The following is a 17,160-nucleotide window of genomic DNA, read 5'->3' as shown; positions in this document are numbered from 1 at the left end:
TTTCTATCGTTTTAGAGCAAAATGTCCTTTGTGAATTTTTCCGTTATATCTAATAACGTTAAACCAATAGTCATCTGATGGCATTAGTTTTCCATTGAAAGTTCCATCCCAGAACTCTTTATTATCCATTACTTTTAATAATTTACCGTAACGGTCAAATATTTTTACTTCAAAGTTGGGTTCAAATGAAGAAAACCTTATGTACCAATTGTCGTTGTATCCATCACCATTTGGTGTGAAAAATTTTGGGTAATTCAGTATATAAACTTCTTTAGTTGCCTCTCCACAACCATTTTTATCGCGAACGGTTACAGTATAATTTCCGTTAACCAATCGGTTAAATATAGAACTGTTTTGAAACGTTTCACCATCAATAGAATATTCGTAGTCGCCCAAACTATCTGCACTCAAGTTTACGGTAATACTATCTTGGTTATCGGTCCAGTCTACAATATCTATTGATGATATGAGTGGCGCGTTAGAAACTACTACGCTAAAATTCTTTGTTGTAGTACAGGCAGCATAGGTATAGGTGTTTCCAACGGTTAGCCAATAATCACCAGCTTGATTAACAGTTATTGATGGTGCGCTGACATTTGTAGACCAAACAGTGAAGTCAAATCCGGGGGGAGCCGTAATTGTTACACTTCTTCCTTCACAAAAAGCAAATTCGTCAGGCATTATAATTACTGGGATACTCACCATAGTCAATTCCAGTTCTACCACCTGATAGCATCCATTTACATTGTCAATTCTGACATAAATTATTGTTTGCCCCAAAAAGATAGTATTGTTTGTTGGTAATTGTTCAGATGGAATAAGATTATTTGCACCATTTGATGAAGAGTAATAGGTAAATGTATTTCCTGCCAAACTAGCCATAAGTTGAGTTAACAAAGACATATCAACCGTTTCGTTACCGTTATTTTGGTTGTCACAAATAAATGCGGTACCATTTACGGCATTCAAACTATAAATCAAACTAATGGTAATTGCAACCCGTCCAACACTTTCACAACCGTTTAAAGTCTGAGTAGCATAATAGGTTGTAGCATCAGCCAATAGTGTAGAACTTGCAAGTTCAATTGTACTTGTTGGAGAAGCATACCATTTAACTAGCGTTGCACTTACAATAACATCATTCAAAGTAGCATTCTGAGTGGCACAAAAAGATTGGTTTGTCCCTGTCGGAGATATTGTATTTTGAATAGCAATAGTCACAGGAACTCTTAAACTTTCGCAGCCACTAACCGTTTGCGAAGCGTAATAAGAAATACCATCTTGCAAAATAGTAGTCACTGCTAACAAATTTCCGCCACTTGCAGCATCATACCATTTTATATTTTGACCTGTTATAGCAATATCATTTAAAGTAGCATTTTGCTGAATACAGAATTGTTGAGAGCTCGCAGCTGTTGGTAAACTAACTGCACTTATAACAACATTTTGAGTCTGAGTTTCGATGTTTCCATTACCATCATTATAACTCCAAGTGACTGTATAATTACCAGGTAAAGAATAACTTAACGGATTTGTTGTAGTTCCATTAATACTTCCGGCGCAATTGTCTGTAGCGGTTGGTACAGAAATAACAGTAGTACAATCACCGTTTATAGTCGGAAGTATAGAAGCATCAGGTACAGGTTTAGTCGCGTCACCAACAAGAACATTGATAGAAATTGTAGTATCACAACCACCGGTTCCTGTTATAGCACATGAATATTGTCCACTTTGACTGGAATTAGCATTCAATATAACAGGATTCTGTAGATTTGATGTAAACCCATTTGGACCTGTCCAACTATAATTTGTACCACCCGATGCCGTAAGATTGATGTTGCCATTAAGGCAAATGTCTGGTACCGAATTGACTACAGGAGATGAAAAACAATCTGTAAATTTTGCTATAAAAAAATCACCACCAAGACTGGTAGGCATATATGTTCCTGAAGTGCCTAAACTACTACTGCCTCCAGCTCCTGATATGTATATGTTACCATCTTTAAAAGCAACATTCTGTATATTGTCTCCATAATTTCCACCATAATAGGTTGACCAGATAAGTTGCCCATTAGTATTAAATTTAGTAAGTAGTCCTGTATCAATTCCGTTAGAAGTAGTCTGAAAAGAATTAGGTGTTGCAAGATTTGGATTTCGTGTCGTTGCACCTAAATATACATCTCCATTATCAGAAACAAAACCATCATTACAATAATCATTAAAAAAAGAGTCAGATCCAAAATAAGTTCCCCATTGTCTAACTCCATTTTTATTAAACTTTGCTATAAAGCAATCGACACCGTTTACAACTTGAGTAGATTTATATGAGCCATTTGTAGCAATGCCATCAATACTATTAGTTTGTCCAATGAGATAAACGTTGTTTAAAATGTCTACCCCTAAACCCATTATTTGATCATAATAATCGGAAACTGAAATATAAAATGAGGCATTCCCTCCATAATACGTGCACCACAACCTATTCCAGTTTTCATCAAACTTGATAAGATAACCATCAACAAAATTGCGAGTAGTTTGATGAGCAAGTGGAGTAGCAATATTTGGAACAATAGAATTTGATTGACCTGCAAAATAAATTTTATTTTCATAGTCAATTGTGCTGTGGCTTATTACAACAGTAAAGTAACTACCACTCAGGAGAGAACCATTAGAATTAAACTTTGCAAAAAATCCTAAAGGGTCGGATATAGAGTTAGTATTTACAGCTTGAAATGCGCCAGGCGTTGCAATTCCATTCACACTATATGTTGAACCTGCTATTATTAAATCCTGATTAGCATCGATAGAGATAGTTCTTATTTCGTCAAAACGTTCACCACCATAAAATGTGCCCCAAATTCGTTGTCCATTTGAATCAAATTTTAGTATAAATCCTTCTCTGGAAAACGCAGACCCAAATTGTTTATGAACTCCTGGAGTAGTTATATTATTGGATAAACCGTCCTGATCCCATGTATATCCTACTGCATAGATCTCATTCTGATTTGAAACAGCAATATCTAGAATTTGTGTAGCATATATAATGTTTCTTATATAAGTTGACCATAGCCTCTGACCATTAGAATTAAACTTGATCAGACATCCAGTCTCAGAGCCTGTAGTGTTAGTACTTTGAAATGATCCTGATGTTGCTATGTTGTTATTACTATAGGTCTCACCACTTGAAATAACATTGTCATTACTGTCAATATTCAATGTTTTAGTATAATTTTCCATGTTACTACCGCCATAATAAGTTCCCCATAATCTATTAGGGACCGGGTCAATAACAACTTTCTTGCCTTCAATATTTTCATCCGATGCAAAGCCATAAACATTCTTGCTGATTTTTTTATAATTGATGCCAACCTCTTTCTTATCCTCATCAGTCCAACTCAATGGTAAAGTCTCTTCCATTGCACCAAAACGAAGATTCATCTTAATCTTATCATCAACCAACTCCGTTTTAGCACCATTAAATTTCATCTGAATGTCAGCAATTTTACCATTGGGCTTAACAATAAAATTATATTCAACAGGTTTCGATTGATCCTCTGGAACAAAAAACACAACATCAATATTCGGATAAATATTAATATAAGTTACTTTTTGAAATTTATGAACATTCAAAATACCATCTGGTTTAGAAACTACATTGTAATAATTATCATAATCCGTTGATTTACCTTCTGAAACTAGCTTTACAGCCTGATTAGAATTAACAAAATCAATGTCAATCCGATGAAAACGATATTCTAATTTATAATTCCGATTTAGTAAGTTATCATCTTTTGGTAAAGATGAAGTGCGAGTCCTTTGTTGCTCTTTTTGAGTTAAAGCAATCTTTTTAGATTCATATACATCATACGAAAATCCATTTTTCCGCAATTGAACGTTAAGACCATTAGTGTTCAACAGGTATTTTACATTGTCGTTGGGATTACTATTTTGGTCAACAATCTGACCTTTATTTTCAATAAAACCAACAGTAGACTGTTTTTGCGCAGTCAGTACCGAACTAATTAAGAAAATAAAAATAACTACAGATTGTTTCATAAATGTGTTTTAAAACGATGTAAAAGTAACAATTTTACTTACATACTGATTCATATATTTCAATGAATTCTACAAAAGACATCTCGTTTTAATACTATATTTTCAGTATTTTTAAAACTTTCTACAGAACTAAATACTTGATTTTTATCCTCATAGCATCCTAATCAAATAAAGATTATTAGTAAATGGCACTTTATTCTTATTTACAGTGTATTTATTAATACTTATAATTTGTTTATTAATAGTTATAGCGTGTATATTACTATTTAAAGTGTATTTATTAATACTTGAAACGTATTTATTTATATTTTAAGAGTATATATTGGTAGTTATAGTTTATTTATTAATGATTTAAGCGTATTTATTTATATTTATAGCGTATTAATTAGTGCTTATAGCGTATTTATTAGTACATCTTACGAATAATTTTATAACTTTATCAAGTGTAATTTAAAATTTAGAATTCAAAATTTAAAATAATTAACCATGCTGTACTTTAACTTCGTCCGCATTTTCCAATTGAAAGGAATCAATAAACCGTTTAGCTACCTCTGCAATACTGGATATTCCGCAGGTTATGCAACCAAGCTAACCAACAATAGGGTAGAGCAGATTAACCTTGTAAGACTCGAGAAGTTCTGTAAAGATTTCAATTGTACACCCAACGACATCTTTGACTTTCGACCCAATTCAAAGGACAATCTTCCAAAAGATCACGCCTTAAATACACTCACAAAACCCGAAATCACAAATGAAATACTCGGAAAAATTAACAGCTTGTCTGCCGATAAAATTCAGCAAATACATGACATCATCAAAAATATGGAGTAATTTTGCCTGTCAATAAAACCTAATGAAAGACATTCTATTAATCACGCCGCCATTCACGCAACTCAATACACCTTATCCGGCTACGGCTTATATAAAAGGTTTTTTGAACACGAAGGGCATATCCGCTTTTCAAATGGATTTGGGCATAGAAGTGATTCTGGAACTATTTTCAAAGCAAGGTTTAACGGATATATTTTTAAATGCTGAAAACAATCAGGATGCTTTTATTCAGCATCAAAACTTACAGCGAATCTATTCTTTAAAGCAAGAATACATCAACACAATAGATGCCGTAATAGAATTTCTACAGGGAAAAAATCAAACCTTAGCACGTCAAATTTGCGCCGGAAATTTTCTTCCGGAAGCTTCGCGTTTCGAACAGTTAGACGATATGGATTGGGCATTTGGTTCCATGGGAATGCAAGACAAAGCGAAACATTTAGCCACATTATATCTCGAAGATCTATCCGATTTTATCAAAGAATGTATCGATGAAAACTTTGGCTTCAGCCGCTATGCCGAACGATTAGGTAGAAGTGCCAATTCGTTTGACGAAATGTATGCCTATCTGCAAAACGAATTAACTTATATTGATGGTATTTCATTACAGCTTTTAGATGAAACAATAAAGAAAGTTGAACCTAAATTGGTGCTGATTTCCGTTCCGTTTCCGGGAAATTTATACAGTGCATTCCGTTGTGCGCAATATATTAAAAAGAACTATCCCAAAGTCAAGATTTCAATGGGTGGTGGTTTTCCCAATACCGAACTGCGAGATTTGAAAGATAAACGTGTTTTCGAATTCGTCGATTTCATTACGCTTGATGATGGTGAATTACCCGTCGAATTACTATTTGATGCAGTATGTCGAATTGAGCCTGTCGAAGTGCTTTTTAAACGAACATTTCTTCTCGAAAATAACGAAGTCGTTTACAAAAACAACACTACAAAATCGGATTACAAGCAAAGTCAAGTTGGGACGCCGGATTATTCCGATTTACTTTTAGAAAACTATATTTCAGTCATTGAAATTGCGAATCCAATGCACAGTTTGTGGAGCGATGGTCGTTGGAATAAGCTAACCATGGCCCACGGATGCTACTGGGGAAAATGTACTTTCTGTGATATTTCGTTAGATTATATCAAACTTTACGAACCTGTTGCCGCCAAAACTTTGGTCGATCGAATGGAAGAAATCATTGCTCAAACGGGCGAAAACGGATTCCATTTTGTAGATGAAGCTGCGCCTCCGGCTTTAATGCGAGAAGTAGCCTTAGAGATTCTTCGTAGAAAACTTACGGTTTCTTGGTGGACCAACATTCGTTTCGAAAAAAATTTTACTGCCGATGTCTGTCAATTATATAAAGAATCGGGCTGTATTGCGGTTTCTGGCGGATTAGAAGTAGCTTCGGATAGATTATTAGAGCTGATTCAAAAAGGCGTAACCGTAGAACAAGTAGCGCAAGTTACCAGAAACTTCACCGAAGCCGGAATTATGGTTCATGCGTATCTAATGTATGGGTATCCTACGCAAACCGTTCAGGAAACAGTTGATAGTTTGGAAATGGTACGTCAACTGTTTGAACTCGGAATTATTCAATCGGGTTTTTGGCATCAGTTTGCCATGACAGCGCACAGTCCGGTTGGAATGTTTCCAGAAGAATTTGGTGTTATTCCACAAACGAATGACATCACTTTTGCGAATAATGACATCCAATTTAAAGACAAAACCGGAATTGATCATGATAAATTCAGCTTTGGATTAAAGAAATCACTTTTCAATTATATGCACGGTATCTGTTTTGATTACCAATTACAAGATTGGTTTGATTTCAAGATTCCGAATACAAAAATACCATCGGATTATATTGTTTCTTGTCTCGAAAAAGAAAATGATTTCAATATTAAACCAACAGCTAAAGTTATTTGGATAGGAGGAAAGCCAATTACAGCTGCCTTTACAAAATCTAAAAAAGGAAATTCTTGGGAAATGATGAAACTGACTTTTCACGATAAACGAGAAAGTGTTGAGATTTCATTAGAAAAAGACAAAGCAGAATGGTTGATAAAAACACTTGATTTACTTCATTTTTCCAATGAAAAAGTAACAACATTTTCACAGGTTAAAGCTGATTTCGAAACCCAATTCGAAGATTTTGAATTGTTTTGGCATTCCAAACCGTTAAATACCTTGAGAGAAAGAAATTTGTTGCTATTATAATTATTTAGGCCGGCTCGCCATAAAGATCAAATTCAGTAGCATCAATAATTTTAATATTGACAAATTCTCCTGTTTTTACATAGAACTTTGAAGCATCAATAAGCACTTCATTATCTACATCTGGACTGTCGAATTCAGTTCTTCCAATAAAGTATTGACCTTCTTTTCTATCGATGATGCATTTGAAAATTTCTCCCACTTTCTCCTGATTTAAATCCCATGAAATCTGTGATTGTAAGTCCATTATCTCAGTAGCGCGAGCTTGTTTTACTTCATGCGGTACGTCATCTTCTAATGAAAAGGCATGTGTATTTTCTTCATGAGAATAAGCAAAACACCCTAATCTTTCAAACTTCATTTCTTGAACCCAGTCTCTCATGATTTCAAAATCTTCCTGAGTTTCTCCAGGATAACCAACAATCAATGTCGTTCTGATTGTCATTCCAGGAACTGCTGCACGGAATTCTTTCAAAAGTTTGGTCGTTTTTTCTTTGGTAGTTCCGCGACGCATTGATTTCAGAATGTTATCTGAAATATGTTGCAACGGAATATCGATATAATTACAGATTTTAGGTTCGCGTTTCATCAATTCTAAAACATCCATCGGAAAACCTGTTGGGAAAGCATAGTGCAAACGAATCCATTCAATACCTTCGACCTTTACTAAGTTTTCTAATAGTTCAGCAAGGTTTCTTTTTTTGTATAAATCCAATCCGTAATACGTCAAATCTTGAGCTATTAGAATCAATTCTTTCACGCCATTTTTAGCCAAACCTTCAGCTTCTTTGACCAATTTTTCAATGGTTTGAGATACATGCTTTCCACGCATAAGCGGAATGGCACAAAAACTACACGGTCTATCACACCCTTCTGCGATTTTTAAATAAGCATAGTTTTTTGGAGTCGTAGTCAATCGTTCGCCCAGCAATTCATGCTTGTAATCGGCACCAAGCGCTTTTAATAAAAGCGGTAATTCAGTGGTTCCGAAATATTGATCCACATTTGGAATTTCTTTTTCTAAGTCGGGACGGTATCTTTCAGACAAACATCCGGTAACGAAAACTTTATCTACTAAGCCTCTTTCTTTCTTGTCTGCGTATTCCAAAATGGTATTTACCGATTCTGCTTTAGCATTGTCAATAAAGCCACAAGTGTTGATAACTACAATGTTACCTTCTTGTTCGTGCACCACATCTTTTCCGCTTGCTTTTAATTGTCCCATCAAAACTTCACTGTCGTAAGTGTTTTTGGAACATCCAAGTGTGATGACATTGATTTTATTTTTCTTTAATGACTTAGTTCTCATAGACTTAAAATTGGAGTGCAAAATTACGCTTTTTATTCCGAAATAAATTCCACTATAACTGTTAAAATAAAAAACCACCTCAAAAGAAGTGGTTTGGATATTGATAGCAAATGACTATTAGAAATTAACGGAATAACTAACCGTAATAGTGTTGTTGTATCTGCTTACTCTCGCTGGGTCTGTCAAACCAGAGGATAGGAAAGTATAATTGAAGTTTCTGTGGTCATAAGAATACGCTAAGTCAATTCGGCTATCGCCAAAAGTATAGCCTAAACCTCCAGAATATCCAGTTAAATCGCCAAAAGCTTGATCCACTTTATACGGACTTTGATCAAAACGATAGCCACCTCTAAAGCTGTAGGCTTTGTATTTGTATTCACCACCAAGGCGAATCTCAATAGCATTTTCAAGTGCAGAACTCATGAAAGAATTTATTCCTGTGTAATCATTTTGTGGTCTGAATTTGGTATTACTGTAATCTTTTGTAGATACGTCAGCACTTAATAATCCTTTTTTACCAAAAAGATAGGCCACACTTCCCGTCCATTTGCTAGGAGTTTGAATTGTATAAGAGTCATAAATCATTGTAATATCGGGATTGTAAACAGAAGTGTTTCCATTATTAGTAGCAACCACAGCCTGTCTTTGCTCATCTGAAAGTCTATACCATGTTGGCGATTGATATGCTAATCCAACACGTAAACTCTCTGTAGCCTTAACAATCGCACCTAAATTAAAGGCATAACCGCTTCCGAAGGTATGGGTTTCGGTATCAAATTGTACAGATTGTAAAGTGGCAGGATCTGGATTGTTGTATGATTCATAAACAGAAGTCGTTTTGATTATATCTGTGTAATGATAATTTAAATTAATACCTAAAAACAGTCTATCTTTAAAGGATGTAGCAAAATTTGCAGTAAATTTTCCGTCATAGCCTGTTGTGATAGTGTAATTCTGTTGTTGAAAATTACTATTTGTTGGAACATTTGATACATAAACAGAATTTGCGTTAGTATTGGAAACAGGATTAAATATATAGGCATTGTAACCCAAAAGGGCCTGTTGGTCAATAAAGTTTAGGTCTTCAAAGAAAGCTTGTTCAAGTGTCTGTAGTGTAATGCCGCCTTCTTGTGGTAAACCATTTGCAAACCGTAAAAAGTATTTGTCAATAGAATTGTAAGGATTGGTACCTGCGGAATAAATGCTATTATTAAAATTATTATTGTTCTCATAGTTCAGAGCAATAGTAAATTTCTGCCAGTCATTTTTCGGATTATTATCTTTAAAAACAAAAACAACTCCAGCCTGATTTAAATCTAGTGAACTATCGTTTTCTTTTCCTGTACTACCGTAATAGCGTGAAATGTTTTTACTGTTGTACACAGAACCTGTAAAAGTAGCATAGTTATTTGTAAAGAATATAGAGCCAGCAGGGTTTTGATTAATGGCGGATAAATCACCACCCACTGCGCCAAACGCACCACTCATGCCTCTAAATCGCGCAGATCCTGTTAGATTTTCAACAGCATAGCGAAGTGCATCTTCTGGAGTAGTTTCTTGAGAATGCATTGCTGAGAATGATAATCCAGCAATGATTATTGATAAAAGTTTTTTCATAGCATTTTATATTTTTAGTCAAAAAAATATCTATGCGATCTGTTACAATTGCATAGATATTTGAGTATTAATTATTATCTTCTTCCGCCACCGCCACCAGATGATCTTCCTCCGCCGCCGCCGCCATAACTTCCCCCGCCTCCGCCGTAACTTCCACCACCGGATGAACGCGTGTTGCTGCTTGGTGTGTAAGTACGAGTTGGTTGTGATTGCGTGTTGGTATTATTTCTCGTAGGTTGAGGCTGCGAGTTAGTATTTGTTCTTGTTGGAGTAGTAGTATTGTAATTTCTTGTACCATTTGATGAAGAAGATCTTGTGTTACCGTTAAAATTAGTGTTTCTTGATGTTCCAGCGTTACGGTAAGTATTATTTCTTCTTCCGTTATTTACGTTGTTGTAATTTGATTGTCGTCCTGCGTTTCTTCCACTGTTATAAGAATAAGGATATGAAGTGGTTCGTCGTCCGCCATTATAATAATAGTTGTTGTTAAAATTATTACCATGCCAATTATTGTAAAAACCTCCGTAGAAACCATTACCGTACCAGCTGTTCCAACCCCAACCAAAACCTATATTTGGTCCATACCAGTTATTCCAACCTAAGCCCCAAGAAGGACTGTACCAGTTATTGAATCCCCAATAATTTCCGTACCAAAAGTTATTCCAATATCCATAGCCCCAATTGTTATCATAAACGTTTACAGTTACAGTTTGTGGATTGCTACCCCAATTCGCATTATTAGAATTGTAATTTTCATTTCTATTAATGGTATCGTTGTTGACTGAAGTATAACTGTCAACATCGGTAAACACTTGAGCATCTTTATTTAAATCGCTAAAGTATTCTTGGTATTGATTTTTTTGAGAATTGTTGTTTGCTGTTTCTCTTTTTTGCGATCCACCATAAACTCCATCACTATCATAGTACGAAGTATTTTGATAAGAGCCGCAGGAAGTAGTAACAATTGCAAGAAATCCAATTAGGGAATAAAAGGATAATCTTTTACCAGAAAAAAAATAAGTTTTCATATCTATAGCATTTTTATTGTTGGACTATACAAAAATAGTTAGTTTTGCCGAACTATTTAGTTAAAATTAGTTAAACAATTTTTATGCCAAAGTATTCAATATGAGTAAGAATTTAACAAAAAGAGAAGAAGATTATTCAAAGTGGTACAACGAACTCGTTGTCAAAGCAGATTTAGCTGAGAATTCGGGTGTTCGTGGTTGTATGGTCATCAAACCGTATGGCTATGCCATTTGGGAAAAAATGCAAGCAGAATTGGACAGAATGTTCAAAGAAACTGGACACAGCAATGCGTATTTTCCTCTTTTTGTACCCAAAAGTATGTTTGAGGCAGAAGAGAAGAATGCAGAAGGATTTGCGAAAGAATGTGCCATTGTTACTCACTACCGATTAAAAAATGATCCTGACAAACCAGGTAAATTAATGGTTGATCCAAATGCTAAATTGGAAGAGGAACTTATCGTTCGTCCAACAAGTGAGGCTATAATTTGGTCAACCTATAAAAATTGGATACAATCTTATAGAGATTTACCCTTGCTGATTAACCAATGGGCGAATGTGGTTCGTTGGGAAATGAGAACTCGATTGTTTTTAAGGACTGCTGAATTTTTATGGCAGGAAGGACACACAGCGCATGCTACAAAACAAGAGGCGATTGAGGAGACAGTTCAAATGATGAATGTTTATGCCGAATTTGCACAAAATTTCATGGCTATTCCAGTTGTGAAAGGAATAAAAACAGAAACGGAACGATTTGCTGGTGCTGACGAAACCTATTGTATTGAAGCTTTAATGCAGGATGGAAAAGCACTTCAGGCGGGAACGTCGCACTTTTTGGGACAAAATTTCGCCAAAGCTTTTGATGTGAAATTTGCTAATGCTGAAGGAAAACAGGAATATGTTTGGGGAACTTCATGGGGAGTTTCTACACGTTTAATGGGAGCATTGGTTATGACACACTCCGATGATAACGGATTGGTTTTACCGCCAAACTTAGCGCCGATTCAAGTTGTGATTGTTCCGATTTTTAAAACGGAGGACGAGTTTGATGCTATTTCGGCTGTAGCCAATGACTTAGTGGCACAATTTAAGAAACTAAAAATCTCAGTTAAGTTTGATAACCGAACTACGCAAAAACCAGGATTTAAATTCGCTGAATGGGAATTGAAAGGGGTGCCAGTTCGAATTGCTATTGGCCCTAAAGATTTAGAAAACGGAACTTTCGAAATTGCACGAAGAGACACTTTGTCAAAAGAAGTAAAGGAAAAAGAAGGCATTGTAGCTTATATTTCTGATTTGTTGCAACAAATACAATCTGATTTATTTAATCGCGCATTAGAGTACAGAAATACGCATATCACAGAAGTAGATTCTTTTGAAGAGTTCAAAAATGTTCTGGAAAATAAGACTGGATTTATTGCTGCACATTGGGACGGAACTCCAGAAACGGAAGAGAAAATCAAGGAGTTAACCAAGGCAACTATCCGTTGTATCCCTTTAGATCAAAAAAAAGAAGAAGGAATTTGCATTTTTTCTGGAGGCAAATCAGCTGGCAGAGTGTTGTTTGCAAAAGCCTACTAATAAAAAAAAGCAAAAATATTTTTTTGCTCTTGTGGGATTGAAAAATAGTTGTATTTTTGCAACCGCATTTTTAAGTTAAAATGGCCCGTTCGTCTATCGGTTAGGACGCATGGTTTTCATCCATGTAAGAGGGGTTCGATTCCCCTACGGGCTACAAAATTTATAAGTGCTAAGAAGGCCCGTTCGTCTATCGGTTAGGACGCATGGTTTTCATCCATGTAAGAGGGGTTCGATTCCCCTACGGGCTACAAATTAGTTGTTAATTAGTTTTATAAAACAAGGGTTCAGTGTCTCGAATTTTTGTTTTATTAGTCAAAACCAAAGTGATTGATTTTAATCGTGGGAGGTTTTTCTTTTTTAACTAATATTTTTATATTAATTACAATTAAATTACAGAAAAATGGCAAATCATAAGTCAGCTTTAAAGAGAATTAGAAGCAATGAAAAGAAAAGGGTATTAAACAGATACCAGCACAAAACAACTCGTAATGCTATTAAAGCATTAAGATTAGCTACAGATAAATCAGATGCAGCAGCTAAATTATCAGCAGTTGTTTCAATGATTGATAAATTAGCTAAGAAAAATATCATTCATGATAACAAAGCAGCTAATTTGAAATCTAAGTTAACAAAACACGTTTCAAAACTATAAGTGAAACTAATTTACAGAATAAAAAAAGCACTCATTTGAGTGCTTTTTTTTGTATCTTATATTTTCCTCTTTTTATGAAAATTGTGGTTTTAAATTCTCCAACATCGCTTTGGTTACTGGCTTTGAGAGAAAGCCTATTATTGGATACGTTTTAGATCTGTTAATGTCATAAGGGTCAATAGAAGAAGAAAGTACTATAAATCGGGTGGAATCAAATATGTTGTGGTAATTTCTGCTGATGTACGTTTCCAAAAACTCCCAACCATCCATTACAGGCATGTTAAGATCCAGCAACACTAATTTGGGATAAATTATAGTGTCATCGTCCATTCTTTCTTTAAACAAGTTGTCAAAATAATTAATAGCTTCTTCACCATTATTGGCGATAATTATCTCTTTGGCAAATTCGACTCTCTCAACAACTTTTTTACAAAGCATTAACGTAATCGGATCGTCATCTATACATAGTATTTTATCTAACATAGGTGTTAATTATACTTAAAAGTGATTGTAAATGTGGTTCCTTTTCCAACAGTACTCGAAACGGCAATAGTTCCATTCATACTTTCAACTTGTGATTTAACCAAGTATAGTCCTAATCCTTTACTGTCGGGATAATTGTGAAAGCGCTGGTAAAGACCAAATATTTTATCTTTATTTTTTTCTAAATCGATACCAATGCCATTGTCTTTAAAAGTTATAATCAAATTGTCATCTACGATTTTAGTAGCTATACCAACTTTTAATTGTCGGATAGGTGCTCTGTATTTAATAGCATTAGTAAGTAAATTTAAAAAAATACTTTCTAAATAGGACTTATTTATCTCTAAAATTGAAACGTCTTCCAAATCAATTTTCAGAATAGGCTTGTGAACGCTTATTAAAAAACTCAACTGGTTAAAGACATTTTCAAATACTTCTTTAATCAAAACCTTCTCTTTCTGAATGGATGGATTGTCTTTAATGATGATTACTTTTACTAAGTCATTAATAGTTTCATTCAGTAAATGCGTAGATTTTGAAAATCCTGCAATGATTTCCTTTAGCTCCGGATCTTCAATAGTAATGTCTTCAATAAGATTAAGTAATCCAGTTAAATTCGATAATGGCGCTCTAAGGTTGTGCGATGTTATATAGGAGAACTGTTTTAAGTCCTTATTGTTTTGGGTTAATTCTCGAATAAGTTGCTCTCTTTCTTTGACCTTTTCTTTTTCCTCAGTAACATCTCTTTGTATCGAAACCCAATGCGAATGCTCTCCATCTTTATCAGTAACAGGAATCATAGAAAAATTAACCCAGAATTCAGTTCCGTTCTTTTTGTAATTTATAGTTTCGATGAAGCATTCCTTGTAATTCTGAACTGCTGTTTTCAGCTTGTCATATTCCATTATATCCGATTTTTTTCCAAAAAACATTGAGGGTGATTTGCCAATAACGTCTTTTGAACTATATCCAGTCATATCAGTAAAAGCGGAATTGATGAAAATTATACTTGGAATTTCATTTTCTGAGGTGTCGGTGTCCGTAATCATAACGGCATCTTTAGATTGCGTAATTACGGTTTCCAATAATCGAAGTCGTTGTTCTTCTTCTTTTTGTTTGGTAACATCCTGAATAGCTCCAATCATTCTTACCGCCTTTCCATTATCATCTTTAACCAAAAAACCTCTATCAAAAACATATTTGTAAGTGCCGTCTGCACATTGAAAACGATACTCATCCTGCCATTTTTCAGTCTTTTGTTCTAAAAACGAATACAGTTTAACCGACATTTTTAAACTATCTTCTGGATGAATTCGATCAAACCACCATTTAGATGTTTTTCCAACATCTTCTTTTTTGTAACCAAAAATACCTTGAATTCCTTTATTCCAAATGAAACTGTCGTCTTCCATTTTCCAATCCCAAATCGTATCACTCGTCGCTTTGGCAACAATATCATAGCGTTCATTGGATTCTTTTATTTCAATATTGGTAAGCTGTAATTTTTTAAATATAGATTTGTTTTTCTCCGTATTTTGATATAAAATAGCCTTTAAAATAAGTCCGGAAAAAGTAATGAAGATAATGTCTTTAATATATCCGTAATGAAATAGGCCTTCTTTATTGCCATCGAGAAAATAATTGACAAATAAATTGTGACCAATTATTGCCACAAGTATTAAAATTAGAATATATATTAATATAATTTTATTAGAATAATTTTTCATTGTATCAAATTTACATAATCGAAAATTAATTTTAAGTATTTAAATCTAAAAAAATTGTTTTTATTGTAATTGTTAGCAAAAAAAATCCACTTTTTATTCAAAAATAAAATGTACTTTTGCACCTTCAAAAAAACACAGATGGAATCTATAAGAAACATTGCTATTATTGCTCACGTTGACCACGGTAAAACTACTTTGGTAGACAAAATTATGTATCACTGTCAGTTATTTCGTGAAAACGAAAACGCAGGTGATTTGATTCTTGATAATAATGATTTGGAGCGAGAAAGAGGAATTACCATTACTTCTAAAAACGTTTCGGTTGTATATAAAGGTACAAAAATCAATATCATCGACACTCCTGGTCACGCCGATTTTGGTGGAGAGGTAGAACGAGTTCTAAACATGGCTGATGGAGTTTGTCTATTGGTGGATGCTTTTGAAGGACCAATGCCTCAAACGCGTTTCGTATTGCAAAAAGCAATCGACTTAGGTTTGAAACCATGTGTTGTAATAAATAAAGTGGACAAAGAAAACTGTACGCCAGAAGAAGTGCATGAAAAAGTTTTCGATTTGATGTTTGAGTTAGGAGCAGAAGAATGGCAGTTAGATTTCCCGACAGTTTATGGCTCAGCTAAAAACAACTGGATGTCTGACGATTTCAGAAATATGACCACAAACATTGAGCCTTTATTGGATATGGTTATTGCGCATGTCCCAGCACCAAAAGTATCGGAAGGAACGCCACAAATGTTGATTACCTCTTTAGATTTCTCTTCATTTACGGGTCGTATCGCGATTGGTCGTTTGGAAAGAGGTGTTTTAAAGGAAGGAATGCCAATTTCTTTGGTAAAAAGAGATGGAAAAATTATAAAATCTAGAATTAAAGAATTACACACTTTTGAAGGTCTTGGACGTAAAAAAGTACAAGAAGTAATTGCGGGTGATATATGTGCTATTATTGGTATAGAAGGTTTTGAAATTGGGGATACCATCGCTGACTTTGAAAATCCAGAAGCTTTAGCCTCTATTGCGATTGACGAGCCAACAATGAGCATGTTGTTTACCATCAATGACTCTCCATTTTTTGGTAAAGAAGGGAAATTTGTAACATCACGTCATATTAGAGACCGTTTGACAAAAGAATTAGAGAAAAATTTAGCTATGAAAATGGGTGAGACTGATTCTGCTGATAAATTTATGGTTTTTGGTCGTGGAGTGCTACACTTGTCTGTTCTTATTGAAACCATGAGAAGAGAAGGTTATGAATTGCAAATCGGGCAACCACAAGTTATCATTAAGGAAATTGACGGTAAAAAATGTGAGCCAATTGAAGAATTAACAATCGACTTGCCTGAGAATTTATCAGGAAGAGCAGTTGAATTTGTTACTATCCGTAAAGGAGAAATGCTTTCTATGGAAGCCAAGGGAGAGCGTATGATTATCAAATTCAATATTCCATCTCGTGGAATTATCGGATTGCGTAATCAATTACTTACTGCTACTGCTGGTGAAGCTATCATGGCGCACCGTTTCATTGGATACGAACCATTCAAAGGAGAAATTCCTGGACGTAATAACGGTTCATTAATCTCTATGGAAAACGGAAAAGCGATTCCTTATTCTATCGATAAATTACAAGATCGTGGTAAATTCTTCG

At 34.7% G+C, this 17,160-nt stretch carries 11 protein-coding genes and 2 tRNA genes; 7 read left to right on the top strand and 6 right to left on the bottom strand.

Annotated elements, in window-relative coordinates:
* Nucleotides 1-3: 3 nt before the first annotated feature.
* Nucleotides 4-4,056, bottom strand: coding sequence for a T9SS type B sorting domain-containing protein (locus PSU83_RS14280; protein ID WP_300590225.1), 4,053 nt, complete (start codon nucleotides 4,054-4,056; stop codon nucleotides 4-6).
* Nucleotides 4,057-4,542: 486 nt separating this feature from the next.
* On the opposite strand from PSU83_RS14280, the gene PSU83_RS14275 reads away from it, so the two are divergent.
* The gene (locus tag PSU83_RS14275) at nucleotides 4,543-4,887 is read left to right on the top strand and encodes a helix-turn-helix transcriptional regulator (RefSeq protein WP_300590224.1); all 345 of its coding nucleotides are present in this window, start codon (nucleotides 4,543-4,545) and stop codon (nucleotides 4,885-4,887) included.
* A gap of 22 nt (nucleotides 4,888-4,909) precedes the next feature.
* Nucleotides 4,910-7,108 carry a B12-binding domain-containing radical SAM protein gene (locus PSU83_RS14270; RefSeq protein ID WP_300590223.1) on the top strand — a complete coding sequence of 733 codons (2,199 nt, stop codon included), beginning with the start codon at nucleotides 4,910-4,912 and terminating at the stop codon, nucleotides 7,106-7,108.
* Nucleotides 7,109-7,112: 4 nt separating this feature from the next.
* Here the strand turns inward: PSU83_RS14270 and rimO are convergent, their stop codons facing one another.
* From rimO to PSU83_RS14255, 3 genes are all read right to left on the bottom strand, one after another.
* Entirely contained in the window at nucleotides 7,113-8,414 is a 1,302-nt protein-coding gene (gene rimO, locus PSU83_RS14265; protein ID WP_300590222.1) for a 30S ribosomal protein S12 methylthiotransferase RimO, read from the bottom strand.
* Between the two features lie 117 nt (nucleotides 8,415-8,531).
* The gene (locus tag PSU83_RS14260; RefSeq protein ID WP_300590221.1) at nucleotides 8,532-10,031 is read right to left on the bottom strand and encodes an outer membrane protein transport protein; all 1,500 of its coding nucleotides are present in this window, start codon (nucleotides 10,029-10,031) and stop codon (nucleotides 8,532-8,534) included.
* 74 nt (nucleotides 10,032-10,105) lie between these two features.
* Nucleotides 10,106-11,059, bottom strand: a complete 954-nt coding sequence (locus tag PSU83_RS14255) for a hypothetical protein (RefSeq protein ID WP_300590220.1) — start codon at nucleotides 11,057-11,059, stop codon at nucleotides 10,106-10,108.
* A 100-nt stretch (nucleotides 11,060-11,159) separates the two neighbouring features.
* Between PSU83_RS14255 and proS the strand changes: the two genes are divergently transcribed.
* From proS to rpsT, 4 genes are all read left to right on the top strand, one after another.
* Entirely contained in the window at nucleotides 11,160-12,638 is a 1,479-nt protein-coding gene (gene proS / locus PSU83_RS14250; RefSeq protein WP_300590219.1) for a proline--tRNA ligase, read from the top strand.
* A gap of 82 nt (nucleotides 12,639-12,720) precedes the next feature.
* Nucleotides 12,721-12,792: transfer RNA gene (locus tag PSU83_RS14245), tRNA-Glu, on the top strand.
* A 22-nt stretch (nucleotides 12,793-12,814) separates the two neighbouring features.
* A tRNA-Glu gene (locus PSU83_RS14240) sits at nucleotides 12,815-12,886 on the top strand.
* Nucleotides 12,887-13,038: 152 nt separating this feature from the next.
* On the top strand, nucleotides 13,039-13,290 hold the full coding sequence (gene rpsT, locus PSU83_RS14235) for a 30S ribosomal protein S20 (RefSeq protein ID WP_300590218.1): 252 nt from the start codon (nucleotides 13,039-13,041) through the stop codon (nucleotides 13,288-13,290).
* A 72-nt stretch (nucleotides 13,291-13,362) separates the two neighbouring features.
* Here rpsT and PSU83_RS14230 read toward each other — a convergent pair whose 3' ends face one another.
* Complete coding sequence (locus PSU83_RS14230; protein WP_300590217.1) at nucleotides 13,363-13,773, bottom strand: response regulator; 411 nt, start codon at nucleotides 13,771-13,773, stop codon at nucleotides 13,363-13,365.
* Between the two features lie 5 nt (nucleotides 13,774-13,778).
* Complete coding sequence (locus PSU83_RS14225) at nucleotides 13,779-15,500, bottom strand: PAS domain-containing protein (RefSeq protein ID WP_300590216.1); 1,722 nt, start codon at nucleotides 15,498-15,500, stop codon at nucleotides 13,779-13,781.
* Nucleotides 15,501-15,638: 138 nt separating this feature from the next.
* On the opposite strand from PSU83_RS14225, the gene PSU83_RS14220 reads away from it, so the two are divergent.
* The coding region (locus tag PSU83_RS14220; protein ID WP_300590215.1) for a GTP-binding protein at nucleotides 15,639-17,160 on the top strand (1,522 nt) is incomplete at its 3' end.

Source organism: Flavobacterium sp. (assembly GCF_029945805.1).
Lineage (GTDB): Bacteria > Bacteroidota > Bacteroidia > Flavobacteriales > Flavobacteriaceae > Flavobacterium.
This window is presented reverse-complemented; position numbering and strand designations above follow the sequence as displayed.

Coding starts and splice junctions, on each gene's coding strand:
- PSU83_RS14280 (WP_300590225.1), bottom strand. CDS start 4,056: ATGAAACAATCTGTAGTTATTTTTATTTTCTTAATTAGTTCGGTACTG.
- PSU83_RS14275 (WP_300590224.1), top strand. CDS start 4,543: ATGCTGTACTTTAACTTCGTCCGCATTTTCCAATTGAAAGGAATCAAT.
- PSU83_RS14270 (WP_300590223.1), top strand. CDS start 4,910: ATGAAAGACATTCTATTAATCACGCCGCCATTCACGCAACTCAATACA.
- rimO (WP_300590222.1), bottom strand. CDS start 8,414: ATGAGAACTAAGTCATTAAAGAAAAATAAAATCAATGTCATCACACTT.
- PSU83_RS14260 (WP_300590221.1), bottom strand. CDS start 10,031: ATGAAAAAACTTTTATCAATAATCATTGCTGGATTATCATTCTCAGCA.
- PSU83_RS14255 (WP_300590220.1), bottom strand. CDS start 11,059: ATGAAAACTTATTTTTTTTCTGGTAAAAGATTATCCTTTTATTCCCTA.
- proS (WP_300590219.1), top strand. CDS start 11,160: ATGAGTAAGAATTTAACAAAAAGAGAAGAAGATTATTCAAAGTGGTAC.
- rpsT (WP_300590218.1), top strand. CDS start 13,039: ATGGCAAATCATAAGTCAGCTTTAAAGAGAATTAGAAGCAATGAAAAG.
- PSU83_RS14230 (WP_300590217.1), bottom strand. CDS start 13,773: ATGTTAGATAAAATACTATGTATAGATGACGATCCGATTACGTTAATG.
- PSU83_RS14225 (WP_300590216.1), bottom strand. CDS start 15,500: ATGAAAAATTATTCTAATAAAATTATATTAATATATATTCTAATTTTA.